The sequence below is a fragment of the Bradyrhizobium sp. Unk1 genome (assembly GCF_059512345.1).
Map to the genome: position 1 here is coordinate 207,905 of NZ_JCAMOP010000007.1, position 16,331 is coordinate 224,235.

Genomic DNA, 16,331 nt, shown 5'->3' on the forward strand with positions numbered 1-16,331 from the left:
ATGACATCGGCGGCTTCAGAGATTTCATCGCCGGTCGGCGTCGTCGCCGGCGGCGGCGCCATGCCGTTCGCGGTCGCCGACTCGCTTGCCGCCCGCGGCATCACGCCGGTGCTGTTCCCGCTGCGCGGTGCCTGCGATCCGACGCGGGTGGAGAAATTTCGCCATCGCTGGATCTCGGTCGGCCAGCTCGGCCGCGCCATGCGGCTGTTCCGCGAGGAGGGCTGCCGCGACCTGATCTTCATCGGCACATTGGTGCGGCCCGCGCTGTCCGAAATAAGGTTCGACGTCACGACACTGCGCCTGCTCGGCAACGTCATCCGCGCCTTCCGCGGCGGCGACGATCATCTGTTGTCCGGCGTCGGGCGCATTCTCGAGCAAGGCGGCTTTCGCATGGTCGGCATCAAGGATGTCGCGCCGGATCTGCTGATGCCCGAGGGCTGCATCAGCCGCGCCTGGCCGAACGACAACAGCAAGGCCGACATCGAGCGCGGCCGCGCGGTGCTGACCGCGCTCGGCCCGTTCGACATCGGCCAGGCCGCGGTCGTGATCGACGGCCATGTGGTGGCGATCGAGGATATCGAGGGCACCGACGCGCTGCTCGCGCGCGTGGCACGCCTGCGCGAGGAAGGTCGCATCCGCGCTGCGACAGGACGCGGGGTGCTGGTGAAGGTGCCGAAGAGCGGACAGGATTTGCGCTTCGACCTGCCGACGATCGGCCCGCGTACCCTTGAGGGCGTCGCTCGCGCCGGGCTGGCCGGCATCGCCGTCGTCGCCGGTAACACCATCGCCGCCGAGCCGCAGGCGATGATCTCGCTCGCCGACACCAAATATCTCTTCGTCATCGGCCTGCCGGCGTGATGCAGAGCCGCGATCCCAAGCGAAAGATCTTCCTGATCGCGACGGAGGAATCCGGCGACCGGCTCGGCAGCGCCTTGATGAAGGTGTTGCGCCAGCGGCTCGGCGACGGCGTGCAGTTCGTGGGCGTCGGCGGCCGGACCATGGCGCGCGAGGGGCTCGAGACGCTGTTTCCGATCGAGGAGCTGTCGATCGTCGGCTTTGCCGCGGTGGTGCAGCAATTGCCGAAGATATTGCGGCTGATCCGCCAGACCGTGGACGCCGTGCTGGAGGCCGCGCCCGACGCGCTCGTCATCGTCGACAGCCCCGATTTCACCCATCGCGTTGCCCGCCGCGTGCGCGCGAAGAATCCCGCGATCCCGGTCGTCGACTATGTCTCGCCGCAACTCTGGGCCTGGCGGCCGGGACGGGCGCGGACCATGCTCGGCTACGTCGATCATGTGCTCGGCCTGTTGCCGTTCGAGCCGGAGGAATACCGCAAGCTCGGCGGGCCGCCATGCAGCTATGTCGGCCATCCCCTGATCGAGCAATTGCCGTCGCTGCGGCCAAATGCGGAGGAGCAGCGGCGGCGCGACGGCGAGCCGCCGGTTCTGCTGGTGCTGCCCGGCAGTCGCCGCAGCGAGATCAGGCACCATCTTGACGTGTTTGGCGCGACACTCGGACGGCTCCAGGCCGAAGGCCGCGCCTTCGAACTGAAGCTGCCGACCATGCCCCATCTCGAAGCCACCATCCGCGAAGGCATCGCGAGCTGGCCGGTCAAGCCGCAAATCGTGGTCGGCGAGACCGAGAGGCGCGCCGCGTTCCGATTCGCGCGCGCGGCGCTGGCCAAATCCGGCACCGTGACGCTGGAGCTCGCGCTATCAGGCATTCCGATGGTCACGGCCTATCGCGTCGGCGCGATCGAAGCCTTCATCCTGCGCCGCGCGATCCGCGTCTCTTCGGTGATCCTCGCTAATCTCGTGATCGGCGAGGATGTCATTCCGGAGTTCTTGCAGGAGGATTGCGTACCGGAGAAGCTGGCGCCGGCGCTGACGGAGCTGCTCACGGACACGCCGCTGCGCAAGCGACAGGTCGAAGCGATCGCCCGGCTCGACACCATCATGTCCACCGGCAACAAATCGCCGAGCGTGCTCGCCGCCGACATCGTGCTCGCGACGATGCGGAAGGGGAGGCGGAGCTAAGCCAAGCCGCCGTCGATCCGAAAACACTGGCTGGTGATACGCTGGCTCTCGTCGGATGCGAGAAACAGCGCCATGCTGGCGATGTCCTCGGGCGTCACCGCATCGGGCACCGCCTGGCGGGTGCGCAGCTCGGAGATCTTCTGCTCGTCCGGAAACCAGAGCCGGCGCTGGCGCTCGGTGATCACCATGCCGGGCGCGATCGCGTTGACGCGAATGCGGTCGGGGCCGACTGACCTGGCCAGCGAATTGGTGAAGCCGACGATCGCCGCCTTCGCCGCGGCATAGACCGGCAACGCCGGCGCACCGCGGATCCACGCCACCGACGACATGTTGATGATCGAGCCGCCGCCGCGCGCCTGCATCTGCGGCACCACCGCCTGGGCCGCAAAGAAGACGTGCTTGAGATTGACGCCGATCGTCCAGTCGAATTCGGCCGGCGTCACCTCGGCCAGCATCTGACGTTGGTCGTTGGCGGCGTTGTTGACGAGGACTACGGCATCGCCGAGCGATCCGTGCACCCGTGCCATCGCAGCGCGCAAGGCGTCGATGTCGAGGAGGTCACAGGGCACGAACAGGGGCGCGGAGCCGGATGTGGCTGCGACGTCCCGCGCCAGCGCTTCGCCGGCGCTCGCATCGATGTCGAGGAAGGCGACGCGGGCGCCCTGGGTCGCGAAGGCGCGCACGAAGGCGGCGCCGATGCCGCTGGCGCCACCGGTGATCAATACCACGCGGCCGGCAAGGCTGGGATAGATGGTCCGGGTCATGCGATCAGCCGCTCCGTCTCGGGGTCGAACAGGCAAATGCGCCGCGTGTCGAGCGCGAAGGAGGCGGGGGAGCCCGGCGTGGGCCGGACATCAGGCGAGACGCGCGCCTGCGCCGGCTCGCCGCCAAGCCGCAGCAGCACGATGGTCTCGGCCCCTGTGGGCTCGACCATCTCGACCGGCGCGGTGACGATGACGGGGGCGCCCGTCGCACCGGAGAACGCCCGGTTCCCCTCGGCGATGCATTCCGGCCTGATCCCGAGCACCACCTCGCGGCCGACATAGGACGCCGCGTCGTCGTAGTCCTGGAGGCGAAGACGGACTTCGTCCGGCCGCCCGGCTCCAATGACGGCCACTGGCCCGCCGGTGTCGGCCTCGAGCCGCGCTGGCATCGTGTTCATCGGCGGCGAGCCCATGAAGCGGGCGACGAACAGATTGGCCGGATAGCGGTACACGGTGTCCGGATCGGCAAACTGCTGCACCACGCCCCTATGCATCACGGCGATGCGCGTTGCCATCGTCATCGCCTCGATCTGATCGTGCGTGACATAGATGATGGTGGCACCGATGCGCTGATGCAGCCGCTTGATCTCCATCCGCATCTCGACGCGCAGCTTCGCATCGAGATTGGAGAGCGGCTCGTCGAACAGGAAGAGCAGGGGATCGCGCACCAGCGCCCGCCCCATCGCCACGCGCTGGCGCTGGCCGCCGGACAATTGCGACGGCTTGCGGCCGAGCAGCGGCTCGATCTGGAGGAGGCGAGCCACATTCGCCAGCGCTTTCTCCTGCTCAGCTTTCGGCACATGACGGCATTCCATGCCGAACGTGATGTTCTGGCGCACCGTCATCGACGGATAGAGCGCATAGGACTGGAACACCATGGCGATGTCGCGATCCTTCGGGGGAACATCATTGACGACGCGTCCGCCGATTTCGACGGTGCCTGCACTGGGGCGATCGAGCCCGGCGACGATGTTGAGCAGGGTGGACTTGCCACAGCCGGATGGCCCGACCAGCACGGTGAACTCGCCGCTCTCGATGTCGAGATCGATACCTTTCAGCACCTCCAGATTGGCGTAGCGCTTCGACAGGGTGCGAATGCTCAACGCGGCCATGAAAACTCCATCATTTTACGGCGCCGGCAGTGAGGCCGCGTACGAAGTACTTGCCGCCGATCAGATAGATCAGCAGGGTCGGCAGGGCGGCGATCATTACGGCTGCGCTTTGCACGCCGTGCTGCGGGATATCGGCGACCGCGGCGGATAGCGCGATCAGCGCGGCGGTGACCGGCTGCTGCTGACCGGTCGTGAATGTCACGCCATAGAGAAACTCGTTCCAGATATGCGTGAACTGCCAGATCACGGTGACGACCAGGATCGGCGGCGAGAGCGGCAGGATGATGCGCCAGAAAATGCGAAAGAAACCTGCGCCATCGATGCGCGCTGCTCTGATCAACTCCTGCGGGATGGCAACGTAGTAGTTTCGGCAGAACAAGGTGGTGAAGGAGAGCCCCTGGATCGTGTGGATCAGGACCAGGCCCGTCAGCGTGTTCATCAGGCCCGTATCGCGCAGCACGATGGTCCAGGGCAGCAAACGCATCTGCTGCGGAAGGAAGATGCCGAGCGTGACGATACCGTAAATCCAGCTATCGCCGCGAAAGCGCCAGAGCGAAACCGCGTAACCGGCGACCGCACCAAGCAGGGTGGAGAAGATCGTCGCGGGAATGGTCACGAGCGCGGAGTTCAGCATGTACGGCCGGATGCCGGCGCACGTCTCGGCGACGCAGAAACCGCTCCAGGCGGCGGCGTAGTTGCTCCAGGCCAGGTGTTGCGGCCAGCCGATCATCGAACCTTGCGCGATCTCCTCGTTGGAACGGAGCGAGTTCAGCACGACGACAGCCAGGGGCGCGAGCCATGCTGCAGCGATCAGCGAAACGATGAGATAGATCAGAATCCGGCTTGGGGCGAAGGTTCGGTCACGCATGGATCGCCCGCCGCCGCTGGACATAACGCCACGCTGCATACGGCAGCAAAACTGCGAGAAGAAGGAGCAACATGAGGACTGCCGCCGCCGCTCCCCGTCCGAGCAGGCTGCGCTGGAACATCAGGTCATAGACGACGAGGGCCGGAAGCTGGGTCGCTATGCCGGGCCCGCCATTGGTGAGCGCGCGAACGAGGTCGAAGGTCGAAATCGCGAACTGCAGCTGGATGACGATGACGGTGATGGTGATCGGCCAAAGCGTCGGCAGGATGACGCGCCGGTACATCCTGACAGGTCCGGCGCCGTCGATCTGCGCGGCCTTGATCAGGTCGGCATCGACGGAACGGAGGCCGGCGAGGAAGAGCGCCATGGCGAAGCCGGAGGATTGCCAAATCGCGGCGATGACAATGGTCCAGATGGCCATGTCGCGGTCGATCAGCCAGTCGAACCGGAAGGAGGTCCAGCCAAGGTCGTGGACCAGCTTCTGGATTCCAAGGCCGGGATTGAGCAGCCAGCTCCAGACCGTGCCGGTGACCACGAACGACACCGCCAGGGGGTAGAGGAAGATGGATCGCAGCACGTTCTCGCCGCGAATGCGTTGATCGAGCAGGATGGCAAGGATGAGGCCGGTCGCCAGACTCAGCAACACGAAGGCGCTGCCAAACAGCAGCAGATTGTCCAGGGCGATCTGCCAGTTCCGCGATGCCGCAACCGCGGAATAGTTGCGCAGACCCACCCAGCCCGTAACAGGGATCAGCGTGGATGGTGTGAACGATATCCAGATCGTCCATAGCGAAAACGCGATGAGGTGCGCGGCGGACAACAGCAGCGGCACCCAGATCGCCAGATATTCGGGCAGCCGGCGCACCCGGTCAGAAGTCGCCGGCCGGCCCGGTCCTGTCGAGACGGCGATGGTCAACGTGCGCCCTCGACGGCCTCGGCGAGGCGAGTGGCCGCTTGCTCCGGCTTGATCGTCTTGTTCTTCACGTACTCCGTGATCACGTCGATCATCGCTGCGGTCATACCGTTTTCCTGCGCCATGTTGTGCGCAAGACTGAGGACGGCCTGATTGCTGGCGATAGAGTCCTTCAGAGCTGCTGCGGTCCGGCGTTGACCGTCCGACCAGCCTTCACCGGAAAGATCGACATCGGTGCGCACGGGGATCGATCCCGTGATCTGCGAATACATCGTCTGGATCGCCGGATCCATGACGAGCTGGGCCATCAGCGTCTGGCCGGCTTGCAGGTCGGGCTCCTTGCGCTGCCAGAAGATGAAGGCATCGGCATTCAACAGGAAAACCGGCTTGCCATTGTCGCTCGGCCCCGGGGCGATCATGAAGTCGTCGAACTTGAAGCCGGCGTTGCGCAATACGCCCTGCGCCCAACCGCCCATGATCATCATGCCCATGTCGCCGTCGACGAAACGTTTCAGGTTGGTCGAAAAGTGCTGGGCGCCGACGTTGGGGTCCATCCAGTCGGCGATCTTGCGGACCTGTGCGAACGCCGCCTTGATCTCGGGGCCCTCCAAGGCCTTCTTTTCGAGGTTCATGATGGCCGCGCGGTAAGAGATGGGACTGATGCCCGCCAAAGCGGCCTCGAACTTCTGCCCGTCATCGGGGCGGGTGCCGCCGTTGGCGACGGGATAGGCGACGCCGCCGGATTTCATCTTTTCGGCGAGATCATTGAAGTCGGCCCAGGTGACGGGGATCTTGTCAGCCTTGGCCTTGTCCATCGCGCGCTTGGAGAGAAACAGCATGTTGGTGCTGTAGATCTGCAACGGCAGCGCAATCCACTTGCCGCCCGGCTTGTGCAATTTCGCAAGGTCCGGAGCGACGACCTTTTCGTAACCGGCGGCCGCGACGACGGCGTCGAGATCGACGGTCGGGGCAATCTTGGACCAGGCCGCAATCTCGGGGCCCTTGAGCTGCGAACAGGCCGGCGGATCGCCGGCGATGATCTGGGCGCGCAGCTTGTTCATCATCTCGGTGGTGAAACCCGGAACGGGCGAGTGCTGCCAAGTGCCGCCTTTCTCCTCGAACTTCTTGCCGAGCGCCGTGATGGCCGCACCATCGCTGCCTGCGGACCATTGCGAGATCGCGGTCAGGCGCGGCTTGACCGCGCCTTGCGCGCGGGCGAAGGCCGGCAATGCGAGCGCGGCCGCGGATCCAGCGAGTAGACGGCGCCTTGTTGTCGTGATCGGCATGGCAGTTCCTCCCGGTGTGAACTTTCTTGGCGCGCTGAGCCACGCGGCTCAGGGCATGTCAGGCGGCCTCCGTCGAAGCCGCGGGCATCCCGCCGCGGCTGGCGAGACAAAAGGCGGCGAAGGCGAGAGCTGCTTGCGGATCGTTGCCGTTCGAGGGCGGCACGAAGGCGAACGAGACCTGCGCCAGTTTCCGCCCGCCGAGAAGGCAGGCGTCGATCCCATCGACCACAGCCTTGCGATCCTCTTCGGAAAGAAGCGACGGCCAGCCGCTGATCGCGACGCCGTTGCATGGCTTCACGTTCAGCGTGTTGCCGATCGAAAGGCCCAGCCGGAACAGGCGCTGACGCAACTCCTGGCGCATTCGCGACGAGCGCGGGATCGTGCTCACAAATTCGCTGCCGAGCTGGAGCAATTCGGCCTCGGTGACGCCGAGGAGCTCGGCGAGGGCTGGAAGCGACGTGTAGGCTTCGACGCAGCCATGGTGACCGCAGCGGCAGCGCGGTCCGTCGGCGTTGAACACCATATGGCCGAGCTCGACCGGCTGCAGGGCATCGGCCTCAAGCGGATCGTCCATCCAGGCGCCGGCAACGCCCTGGCCGACGAAGACGAAGAGATGTGCGCCGCTGAAGGGATAGTTTTGCGTACGGCAGCAGTGAAAAATGGCGTGTGCGACGACCGAGTTGGTGAACTCGACCGGCACACCAGCAAACATCCCGCCGAGCATGTCGCCGATGCGTTCGACGTCGCACGGAATGATCGGATTGCCCGCGACGCTCAGGCGGCCGAGGCCGGGAATGGTGATGCCGATCTGCGCGAGACTGATGCGGCGGCGGCGCGTCCAATCGCGCAGCAAGGTGAGGGCTTCGCGGAACACCCGGCCGACGGTCTCGACGGTCGGCTTCTTCAGCAACGGAACACGCTCGGTGTAGTGCATTTCGCCTGACAGGCTGCCAACGCCCACGCTGAGCCACTGGCCGGTCAGCTCGAGGGCCGCGAGCGCCACCGAGCCATCGAGCGACACGAGGCCTGTCGGACCGCCGACATAGGGGGCAGGGCGCCGCACTTCCTCGATCAGGCCTTCGGCTTTCAGATCAAACAGGATGCGCGACAGGCTCGCCTCGGACAGGCGCACGGCCTTGGCCAGCGGCGGCCGGAACGAGCCGCCGGACTGGAGCAAATGAGTCAAAATGGCAGCGCGCGTCTGCCGCCGACTTCTCGGCTGCTCCGGCATTTCCATCCCTGTCGTCATTCTTACTTAGTGTAAGAATTTGCGCGCGGAGCGTTTCGACTGTCAAGCGATTGCGGGCGCGATGAGTCGACTTGTTGTTGTGCGTGGCAGCAAGGACGGGATGTGATCCGATCAGTTTCGTAGGGTGGGCAAAGCGAAGCGTGCCCACGGACAGGTGGTGGGCACGCTACGCTTTCCCCACCCTACGACGCATGCACAAACAAAAACGGCGCCATCCGAAGATGGCGCCGTTCCGAAAGCCGTAGTGGCTGAGACTTACTTCCGATCCTTGATCGCGACGTAGTCGCGGCGGGTGACGCCGGTGTAGAGCTGGCGCGGACGGCCGATCTTCTGCTGAGGGTCCTCGATCATCTCGCTCCACTGGCTGATCCAGCCGACGGTACGGGCGACCGCGAACAGCACGGTGAACATCGAGACCGGGAAGCCCATCGCCTTCAGCGTGATGCCCGAATAGAAGTCGACGTTCGGGTAGAGCTTGCGGTCGATGAAGTACTGGTCGCTGAGCGCGATCTTCTCGAGCTCGAGCGCCACCTTCAGCATCGGATCGTCGCCATGGCCGGTCTCCTTGAGAACGGCATGACACATCTTCTGCATGATCTTGGCGCGCGGATCGTAGTTCTTGTAGACGCGGTGGCCGAAGCCCATCAGGCGGACTTCGCTGTTCTTGTCCTTCACCTTGGCGATGAATTCCGGAATCTTGTCGACCGAGCCGATCTCGGCGAGCATCGCGAGCGCGGCTTCGTTGGCGCCGCCATGCGCCGGGCCCCAGAGGCAGGCGATGCCGGCGGCGATGCAGGCGAAGGGGTTGGCGCCGGAGGAGCCGGCGATGCGCACCGTCGAGGTCGAGGCGTTCTGCTCGTGGTCGGCATGCAGGATGAAGATCTTGTCCAGCGCGTCAGCGAGCACCGGGTTGATCTTGTACTCCTCGCACGGCACCGCGAAACACATGTGCAGGAAGTTCTCGGCGAACTTCAGCGAGTTCTTCGGATACACGAAGGGCTGGCCGATCGTGTACTTGTAGGCCATCGCCGCCAGCGTCGGGATCTTCGCGATCATGCGCATGGAAGCGATCATGCGCTGCTTCGGATCGTTGATGTCGGTGGAGTCGTGGTAGAACGCGGCGAGCGCGCCGACGGAAGCCACCATCACCGCCATCGGATGGGCGTCGCGGCGGAAGCCCTGGAAGAAGCGGGCCATCTGCTCGTGCACCATCGTGTGATGGATCACGCGCTCGTCGAAATCCTTCTTCTGCGCGGCGGTCGGCAGGTTCCCGTAGAGCAGGAGGTAGCAGGTCTCGAGGAAGTCGCCGTTCTCGGCGAGCTGCTCGATCGGGTAGCCGCGGTATTCCAGCACGCCGGCGTCACCGTCGATATAGGTGATCTTGGACTCGCAGCTTGCGGTCGAGGTGAAGCCGGGATCGTAGGTGAACAGCCCGGACTGGGCGTAGAGCTTGCCGATATCGACGACATCAGGCCCGACGCTGCCGCTGTGGATCGGGAGATCGTAGTTCTTGTTTCCGACCGTCAGCGTGGCGGTCTTATTGCTTGCTTTTGCGTCCATCAGAGGTCCCCGATGTGTGGTGAAACGGGCCGGACCCGGAAGGCCCCAATGACTTGTTGGGGCAGGCCGGATATTCCAGAAGGTACGGGTGAGATGGGTATATTATTGCTGTGTGCGCTGCAAGATCGCCGCACGCATGGTCGACTTACGTCGTAGCCTACTCCTTGGCCTGATCCTCAAGCCGGCCCAGGCTTTCCTGGCGTCCCAGCACGTCCAAAACCTCAAATATACCAGGCGATGTCGACCGCCCCGTCAGCGCCGCCCGCAGCGGTTGGGCGACGGCGCCGAGCTTGAGACTATTTTCCTCGGCAAAGGCGCGCAGCGCGGCCTCCGCATTCGCCGCACTCCATGTCTCGACTTTCTCCAGCGCGGAATGAAGCTGGCCGATCAGCTTGCGGTTCTCGGGCGTCAGCAGCGCTGCCGCCTTGGGATCGAGCTCCAGCGGCCGGTCGGCAAAGATGAAATAGGCGCTGTCGATCAACTCGATCAGCGTCTTGGCGCGCTCCTTCAGGGCCGGCATGGCCTTGAGAAGCTGCGCCCGCGTGGTGTCGTTTAACTTGGCCTTAAGCTCGTCGCGGCTGGGCACAACGTGGTCGAGCACGTCCTCGAACATCTTCACGAGTGATTGATCGTCAGCGTTTCGGATGTAGTGGCCGTTGAGGTTTTCGAGCTTGGCGAAATCGAAGCGGGCGGCGGCGCGACCGACGCTGGCGAGGTCGAACGCGGCGATCATCTCCTCGGTCGAAAAGATCTCCTGGTCGCCATGGCTCCAGCCGAGCCGGACGAGGTAATTGCGGAGCGCGGCAGGGAGGTACCCCATGGCGCGGTAGGCATCGACGCCCAGCGCGCCGTGGCGCTTCGATAGTTTCGAGCCGTCCGGGCCGTGGATCAGGGGGATGTGGGACATGCTAGGCAGCGCCCAGCCCATGGCGTCGTAGATCTGCTTCTGGCGGGCGGCGTTGATCAGATGGTCGTCGCCGCGGATGACATGGGTGACGCCCATGTCGTGGTCGTCGACCACCACAGCGAGCATGTAGGTCGGATTGCCATCGCCGCGCAGCAGGACGAGGTCGTCGAGGTTCTCGTTCTGCCAGACCACACGGCCCTGGACCTGGTCCTCAATCACGGTCTCGCCGGTCTGCGGCGCGCGCAGGCGGATCGTGGGCTTGACGTCGGAGGGCGCCGTTGCCGGGTCGCGGTCGCGCCACAGGCCGTCATAGAGGCGGGTGCGGCCCTCGGCGCGCGCCTTCTCGCGCATCGCGGTGAGCTCTTCGGCCGTGGCGTAGCAACGGTAGGCCTTGCCGTCGGTGAGCAGTTGCTCGGCGACCTCGCGGTGACGGGCGGCGCGGCTGAACTGGTAGATGACGTCGCCATCCCAGCCGAGCTCCAGCCATTTGAGGCCGTCGAGGATGGCGCCGATCGCAGCCTCGGTGGAGCGCTCCCGGTCGGTGTCCTCGATCCGGAGCAGCATCTTGCCGCCGTGCTTCTTCGCATAGAGCCAGTTGAACAGCGCCGTGCGGGCGCCGCCGATATGGAGGAAGCCGGTCGGGGAGGGAGCAAAGCGGGTGACGACGGAATCGGTCATTCTTGGCAGGGCCCATGCATTGGAGGCGGTGGTATATAACAGGACCGGAGCATAACTAAAGCCCGGCAGCGGACCGCTAAGCTCTTGGCTCAGCCAAGCGAATTTGGCAGAAGGACCGCTGATTTCCCTACAGGATTTTCGTAATGACAGAACCGGTGGCGACTGAGGTTGGGCGCGATTTCATTCGTGACATCATCCAGGCCGACCTCGATCAGGCCAAATACACGGAGATCGTGACCCGGTTCCCGCCGGAGCCGAACGGCTACCTGCATATCGGCCACGCCAAGTCGATCGCGCTCAATTTCGGCATCGCCCAGGAGTTTCCGGGCCGCTGCCATCTGCGCTTCGACGACACCAACCCGGTCAAGGAAGAGCAGGAATACATCGATTCCATCCAGGCCGACGTGCATTGGCTCGGCTACGACTGGGGCAAGAACCTGTTCTTCGCCTCGGACTATTTCGACCGCCTGTACGAATGGGCGGAGAAGCTGATCCGCGACGGGCTCGCCTATGTCGACGACCAGACCCAGGAGGAGATTCGCCTCGCGCGCGGCACGCTGACCGAGCCCGGCAAGAACTCGCCGTTCCGCGACCGCAGTGTGGACGAGAATCTCGACCTGTTCCGCCGCATGAAGGCCGGTGAATTCCCGAACGGCGCGCGCGTGCTGCGGGCGAAGATCGACATGTCCGCGGGCAACATCAACCTGCGCGACCCCGTGCTGTACCGCATCCTGCATGCGCACCATCCGCGCACCGGGACCAAGTGGAGCATCTATCCGAGCTACGATTATGCGCACGGCCAGTCGGACGCGATCGAGGGCATCACGCACTCGATCTGCACGCTGGAGTTCGAGGACCATCGGCCGCTCTACGACTGGTTCATCGAAAAGCTGCCGGTGCCGTCCAAGCCGCACCAGTACGAAATGGCGCGGCTCAACCTGACCTACACGCTGCTGTCCAAGCGCGTGCTGACCCAGCTCGTCCGCGACGGCCATGTCGCCGGATGGGACGATCCGCGCATGCCGACTGTCGCGGGGATGCGCCGTCGCGGCGTGCCGCCGGCAGCCTTGCGCGAATTCGTCAAGCGCATCGGCGTTGCCAAGGCCAACAGCGTCGTCGATGTCGGCATGCTGGAATTCTGCATCCGTGAGGAGCTGAACCGCACGTCGCAGCGGCGCATGGGCGTGCTGCGGCCGCTCAAGGTGGTCATCGAGAACTATCCGGAAGGGCAGACCGAAGAGCTCGAGGCGATCAACCATCCCGACGATCCCTCGGCCGGCACGCGCAAGATCACGTTCGGCCGCGAGCTCTATATCGAGCAGGACGACTTCATGGAGAACCCGCCGAAGAAGTTCTTCCGCCTGTCGCCGGGCAACGAGGTGCGGCTGCGCTACGCCTATTTCGTCAAGTGCACCGGCGTGATCAAGAACGAAGCGGGCGAAGTGGTGGAGCTGCGCTGCACCTACGATCCCGCGACCAAGGGCGGCAACGCGCCCGACGGCCGCAAGGTCAAGGCGACCATGCACTGGCTGCCGGCGGCGACGTCGGTGCCGGCGGAGATCCGCATCTACAACCAGTTGTTCTCCAACCCTAGCCCGGACGCCTCGAACTTCGCGGCCGATCTCAATCCGCAGTCGCTGGAGATCCTCTCCAACGCGCGGATCGAGGCATCGGTTGCGGAGAGCAACTCGACCGAGCCGATGCAGTTCGAGCGTCAGGGCTATTTCGTGCGCGACAAGGACTCGACGCCGGGCAAGCCGGTGTTTTCGCGCACCATCGGCCTGCGCGACACGTTCGCGAAGGAAGTCGCCAAGGGCTGAGGGGATCGGGCATATGAACAGTGAGGCCGACGCCATCGTTTCCGCCATCATCGCGAAATGGTGCGCCGGCTTCGCGACACTCGATGCGGCTGCACTGTCGTCGCTCTATGCGAAGAACGCGTTCTTCTTCGGCTCCAATCCAAAGCTCTATCGGGGCAGGGACGGCGTCGCCGATTACTTCAACGGCCTGCCGCGCTGGCGCCAGCCGAGTGCTGCGTTTTCCGAGGTGCGCGCCGCGCAAGCCAGCCCGGACCTGATCAACATGGCCGCGATCGTGTCGTTTGACCTCGCCGGCGAGAGGGCGGAGTTCTCGGTCAAGATGAGCTGGGTCATCCTCCGCGAGCACGGCGACTGGAAGATCGTCAATCACCATGCCTCGTCGCGTGCGCCGTTGATCTGATGTTGCTGCCGCCCACGGCATCGTCATTGCGGCGATAGCAACGAACGCTGCCCCCGCGCGTTGGGGTGGGTCCAACAAGGAACCCACCATGCAGAACATCGCAGAGCATATGGAAGTCATCGGCGCCGATGGCGTCCACATCGGCACGGTCGACAAGGTCGAGGGCAACCGCATCAAGCTGACCAAGAAGGACAGCGGCGAGGGCAGCCACAAGGGCCACCATCACTTCATCGACAAGGGCCTCGTCGCCGGTGTCGAGGGCAACAAGGTCCGGCTCTCGGCCAAGGCGGACGTCGCCGTGACGATGGAAGAGGAAAAGTAGGGGGACCTTCGCTCCGTTCCTGATCCGTACCGCTATTCGCCTGCCTGCACGTTCCGGTAGCCTCCAGGCCTGTCGCGTATCGTAAGGTGCAGGGAATGGCGGAGCCGGGCCGGCCAGTTCGGTCCCAGGGGATCGCGGGGACTTGGATCGCGGGGACTTGGATTGCGGGGACTTGGCCCGTCGGCCGAGCTGCATCCGCGGGCGGCCTCGTGCCGGCAGGGTTCGACCTCTGGACGTCGCTGGCCGGGACCCTGCGCGAATGGGCGCGCGCCGAGGCCGGCGCCGGGCGATTGTTGCCGTGGGTGATGCCGGTCGCGTTCGGCGGCGGTATCGCGCTCTACTTTGCCGCCGATCATGAGCCGGTGCTGTGGGTCGTTGCCGCAACGGCCATCGCACTCATGCTTGGCGCCGTGCAGTTGCGGCGGAGCCGGTTGTTTGCGCCGGCGATCATGATCGCGGCGGTCGCGGCCGGTCTTGCCACGGCGACCTGGAAGACAGCGCGGATCGCGCACACGGTGCTGGCAAAGCCGCTCTATTCCGTCTCGCTGTCGGGCTTCGTCGAGACCCGCGACATCCGCGAGCGCACCGACCGCTTCGTGCTGCGCGTCACGGCGATGGAGGCGCAGCGCAGCGACGTCAAGCTCGAGCGCGTGCGCCTCTCCGTGCGCAAGGGGACTGCGCCCGAAGTCGGCAGCTTCGTGCAGTTGAAGGCGCGGCTGTTGCCGCCGTTGTCGCCGGTGCGGCCCGGCAGCTATGACTTTTCGCGCGACATGTTCTTCCAGGGCATCGGCGCCTCCGGCTTCGTGATGGGCACGATTGCGGCATCGGTGCCGCCGGATGCCGGTGGCTTGCGGCTGCGTTATGCCGCCTTCATGCAGGGTCTGCGCGATGCGATCGACGCGCGCATCCGCGTCACGCTCGAGGGCGACAACCGGGCGATCGCGACCGCGCTGCTCACGGGCCGGCGCGATGCGATTACCACGCCCGTCAACGACGCCATGTTCATCTCGGGGCTCGGCCATGTGCTCTCGATTTCCGGCTATCACATGGCGGTCGTCGCCGGCGTCGTGTTCTTCGCGGTGCGCGCGCTGCTGGCGTTGATCCCCGGAATGGCGGCGGGCTTTGCCATCAAGAAATGGTCGGCGGCCGCCGCACTTGTCGCAGCCGCGTTCTATCTGCTGCTGTCGGGCGCGGAGGTCGCGACGCAAAGATCGTTCTTCATGACCGCGGTGGTGCTGATCGCGGTCATGGTCGATCGCCGCGCCATCACCTTCCGCACGCTGGCGGTGGCCGCGTTAATCGTGCTCGCGGTCGCACCGGAGGCACTTGTGCATCCGAGTTTTCAAATGTCCTTCGCCGCGACGCTCGGACTGGTGGCGCTGGTGCAGATCGGCATGCCGAACCTGTTTGCGTCGCCCGATCATTCGGCGACCGCGCGGATTGCGATGTGGGGCGGGCGCGAAATCGCGATGCTGTTCCTGGCCTCGCTGATCGCGGGGCTCGCGACCACGCCCTATGCCGCTTACCACTTCCACCGCGTCACTCCGTTCGGCGTGCTCGCCAACCTCGGGGCGATGCCGGTGGTCTCGGCCCTGGTGATGCCCGCGGGCCTGTTGGGTTTGATTGCAGCGCCGTTCGGACTTGATGGTCCGTTCTGGTGGCTGATGGGGATCGGCATCGACTGGATGGTTGCGGTGTCGCGCTGGGTGGCCGCTTTGCCGGGCGCGGTCGGCCGCATCTCGGCCTTCGGCATCGCGCCGCTGATCGCTGCAAGCTTGGGAATCATCGTGATGGGCTTGTTGCGCACGCCGTTGCGCTGGGCCGGCGCGGTGGTGCTGTTAGCCGCGATCCTCTGGGGACTGTGCGCGCGGCAGCCCGATGTCCTGATCGCCGGTGACGGCCAGAGCGTCGCGGTGCGGGGCAGGGATGGACACCTGCATCTGATCAGGTCGAGCAAGGACGGTTTTCTTCTGAAGGAATGGCTCGCCGGAGACGCCGATCCGCGCGACGCCGGCAGTGCCTCACTGGCCGCCGGCGTGTCGTGCGACGAGGCCGGCTGCGTGACGCCGCTTGCCGACGGGCGCCTGGTCGCGCTGGCCTTGCGCATCGATTCATTGGCTGACGATTGCAGCCGCTCCGCGCTGGTGGTGACGGCGCGGCCGGCGCCGCCGGATTGCGCGGCGATGGTTGTCGACCGTCAGCGTCTCGCAAGGCAGGGCGCGCTGGCGTTGACGCGAAGCGGCGACGGCTTTGTGGTTCAGGCGGCGAAGGCAAGGGGAGCGGACCGTCCGTGGTCGCCGGCGGTTGCCGGCGAGGCGGATTTCGGCGCGAGCCTTGGGCCGCAGGCGGCGGCTTCCCGCAACCGCGATGCGACGCCATCGGAAGCCGACCTGCAGGCCGAGGATTGAGCGGACGG

The 16,331-nt window shown here is 65.3% G+C and carries 14 protein-coding genes; 6 read left to right on the plus strand and 8 right to left on the minus strand.

Annotated features, from left to right (window positions below; all coding sequences use genetic code 11):
* Both AC5ZFO_RS11600 and lpxB read left to right on the plus strand, forming a co-directional pair.
* A complete protein-coding gene (locus AC5ZFO_RS11600) occupies positions 1-858 on the plus strand; it encodes an LpxI family protein (protein ID WP_282524936.1) in 858 nt (285 codons plus the stop codon).
* Positions 855-2,036: a lipid-A-disaccharide synthase gene (gene lpxB, locus AC5ZFO_RS11605; RefSeq protein ID WP_282524935.1), complete on the plus strand. Its 1,182-nt coding sequence runs from the start codon at positions 855-857 to the stop codon at positions 2,034-2,036. The genes AC5ZFO_RS11600 and lpxB overlap by 4 nt, the downstream gene beginning before the upstream one ends.
* Here lpxB and AC5ZFO_RS11610 read toward each other — a convergent pair.
* The 8 genes from AC5ZFO_RS11610 to gltX all read right to left on the minus strand — a co-directional run bounded on the left by AC5ZFO_RS11610 (position 2,033) and on the right by gltX (position 11,373).
* Positions 2,033-2,800, minus strand: a complete 768-nt coding sequence (locus tag AC5ZFO_RS11610) for an SDR family NAD(P)-dependent oxidoreductase (protein ID WP_282524934.1) — start codon at positions 2,798-2,800, stop codon at positions 2,033-2,035. The two genes, lpxB and AC5ZFO_RS11610, sit on opposite strands and share 4 nt — an antisense overlap.
* The gene (locus AC5ZFO_RS11615) at positions 2,797-3,912 is read right to left on the minus strand and encodes an ABC transporter ATP-binding protein (RefSeq protein WP_282524933.1); all 1,116 of its coding nucleotides are present in this window, start codon (positions 3,910-3,912) and stop codon (positions 2,797-2,799) included. The genes AC5ZFO_RS11610 and AC5ZFO_RS11615 overlap by 4 nt, the downstream gene beginning before the upstream one ends.
* Positions 3,913-3,922: 10 nt before the next feature.
* Positions 3,923-4,780 carry a carbohydrate ABC transporter permease gene (locus tag AC5ZFO_RS11620; protein WP_282524932.1) on the minus strand — a complete coding sequence of 286 codons (858 nt, stop codon included), beginning with the start codon at positions 4,778-4,780 and terminating at the stop codon, positions 3,923-3,925.
* On the minus strand, positions 4,773-5,696 hold the full coding sequence (locus AC5ZFO_RS11625; protein WP_282524931.1) for a carbohydrate ABC transporter permease: 924 nt from the start codon (positions 5,694-5,696) through the stop codon (positions 4,773-4,775). The genes AC5ZFO_RS11620 and AC5ZFO_RS11625 overlap by 8 nt, the downstream gene beginning before the upstream one ends.
* Positions 5,693-6,979, minus strand: a complete 1,287-nt coding sequence (locus AC5ZFO_RS11630) for an ABC transporter substrate-binding protein (RefSeq protein WP_282524930.1) — start codon at positions 6,977-6,979, stop codon at positions 5,693-5,695. The genes AC5ZFO_RS11625 and AC5ZFO_RS11630 overlap by 4 nt, the downstream gene beginning before the upstream one ends.
* A gap of 58 nt (positions 6,980-7,037) precedes the next feature.
* Complete coding sequence (locus tag AC5ZFO_RS11635; protein ID WP_282524949.1) at positions 7,038-8,216, minus strand: ROK family transcriptional regulator; 1,179 nt, start codon at positions 8,214-8,216, stop codon at positions 7,038-7,040.
* A 267-nt stretch (positions 8,217-8,483) separates the two neighbouring features.
* The gene (gene gltA / locus AC5ZFO_RS11640) at positions 8,484-9,788 is read right to left on the minus strand and encodes a citrate synthase (RefSeq protein WP_282524929.1); all 1,305 of its coding nucleotides are present in this window, start codon (positions 9,786-9,788) and stop codon (positions 8,484-8,486) included.
* Between the two features lie 157 nt (positions 9,789-9,945).
* Positions 9,946-11,373, minus strand: a complete 1,428-nt coding sequence (gltX, locus tag AC5ZFO_RS11645) for a glutamate--tRNA ligase (protein ID WP_282524928.1) — start codon at positions 11,371-11,373, stop codon at positions 9,946-9,948.
* Positions 11,374-11,516: 143 nt separating this feature from the next.
* On the opposite strand from gltX, the gene AC5ZFO_RS11650 reads away from it, so the two are divergent.
* The 4 genes from AC5ZFO_RS11650 (at position 11,517) to AC5ZFO_RS11665 (ending at position 16,323) form a co-directional block, all read left to right on the plus strand.
* Positions 11,517-13,193 carry a glutamine--tRNA ligase/YqeY domain fusion protein gene (locus tag AC5ZFO_RS11650; RefSeq protein WP_282524927.1) on the plus strand — a complete coding sequence of 559 codons (1,677 nt, stop codon included), beginning with the start codon at positions 11,517-11,519 and terminating at the stop codon, positions 13,191-13,193.
* 13 nt (positions 13,194-13,206) lie between these two features.
* A complete protein-coding gene (locus AC5ZFO_RS11655) occupies positions 13,207-13,593 on the plus strand; it encodes a YybH family protein (RefSeq protein WP_282524926.1) in 387 nt (128 codons plus the stop codon).
* An 88-nt stretch (positions 13,594-13,681) separates the two neighbouring features.
* The gene (locus AC5ZFO_RS11660) at positions 13,682-13,915 is read left to right on the plus strand and encodes a DUF2171 domain-containing protein (RefSeq protein WP_063194708.1); all 234 of its coding nucleotides are present in this window, start codon (positions 13,682-13,684) and stop codon (positions 13,913-13,915) included.
* Positions 13,916-14,010: 95 nt separating this feature from the next.
* A complete protein-coding gene (locus AC5ZFO_RS11665; protein WP_496122086.1) occupies positions 14,011-16,323 on the plus strand; it encodes a ComEC/Rec2 family competence protein in 2,313 nt (770 codons plus the stop codon).
* The last annotated feature ends 8 nt before the right edge of the window (positions 16,324-16,331 follow it).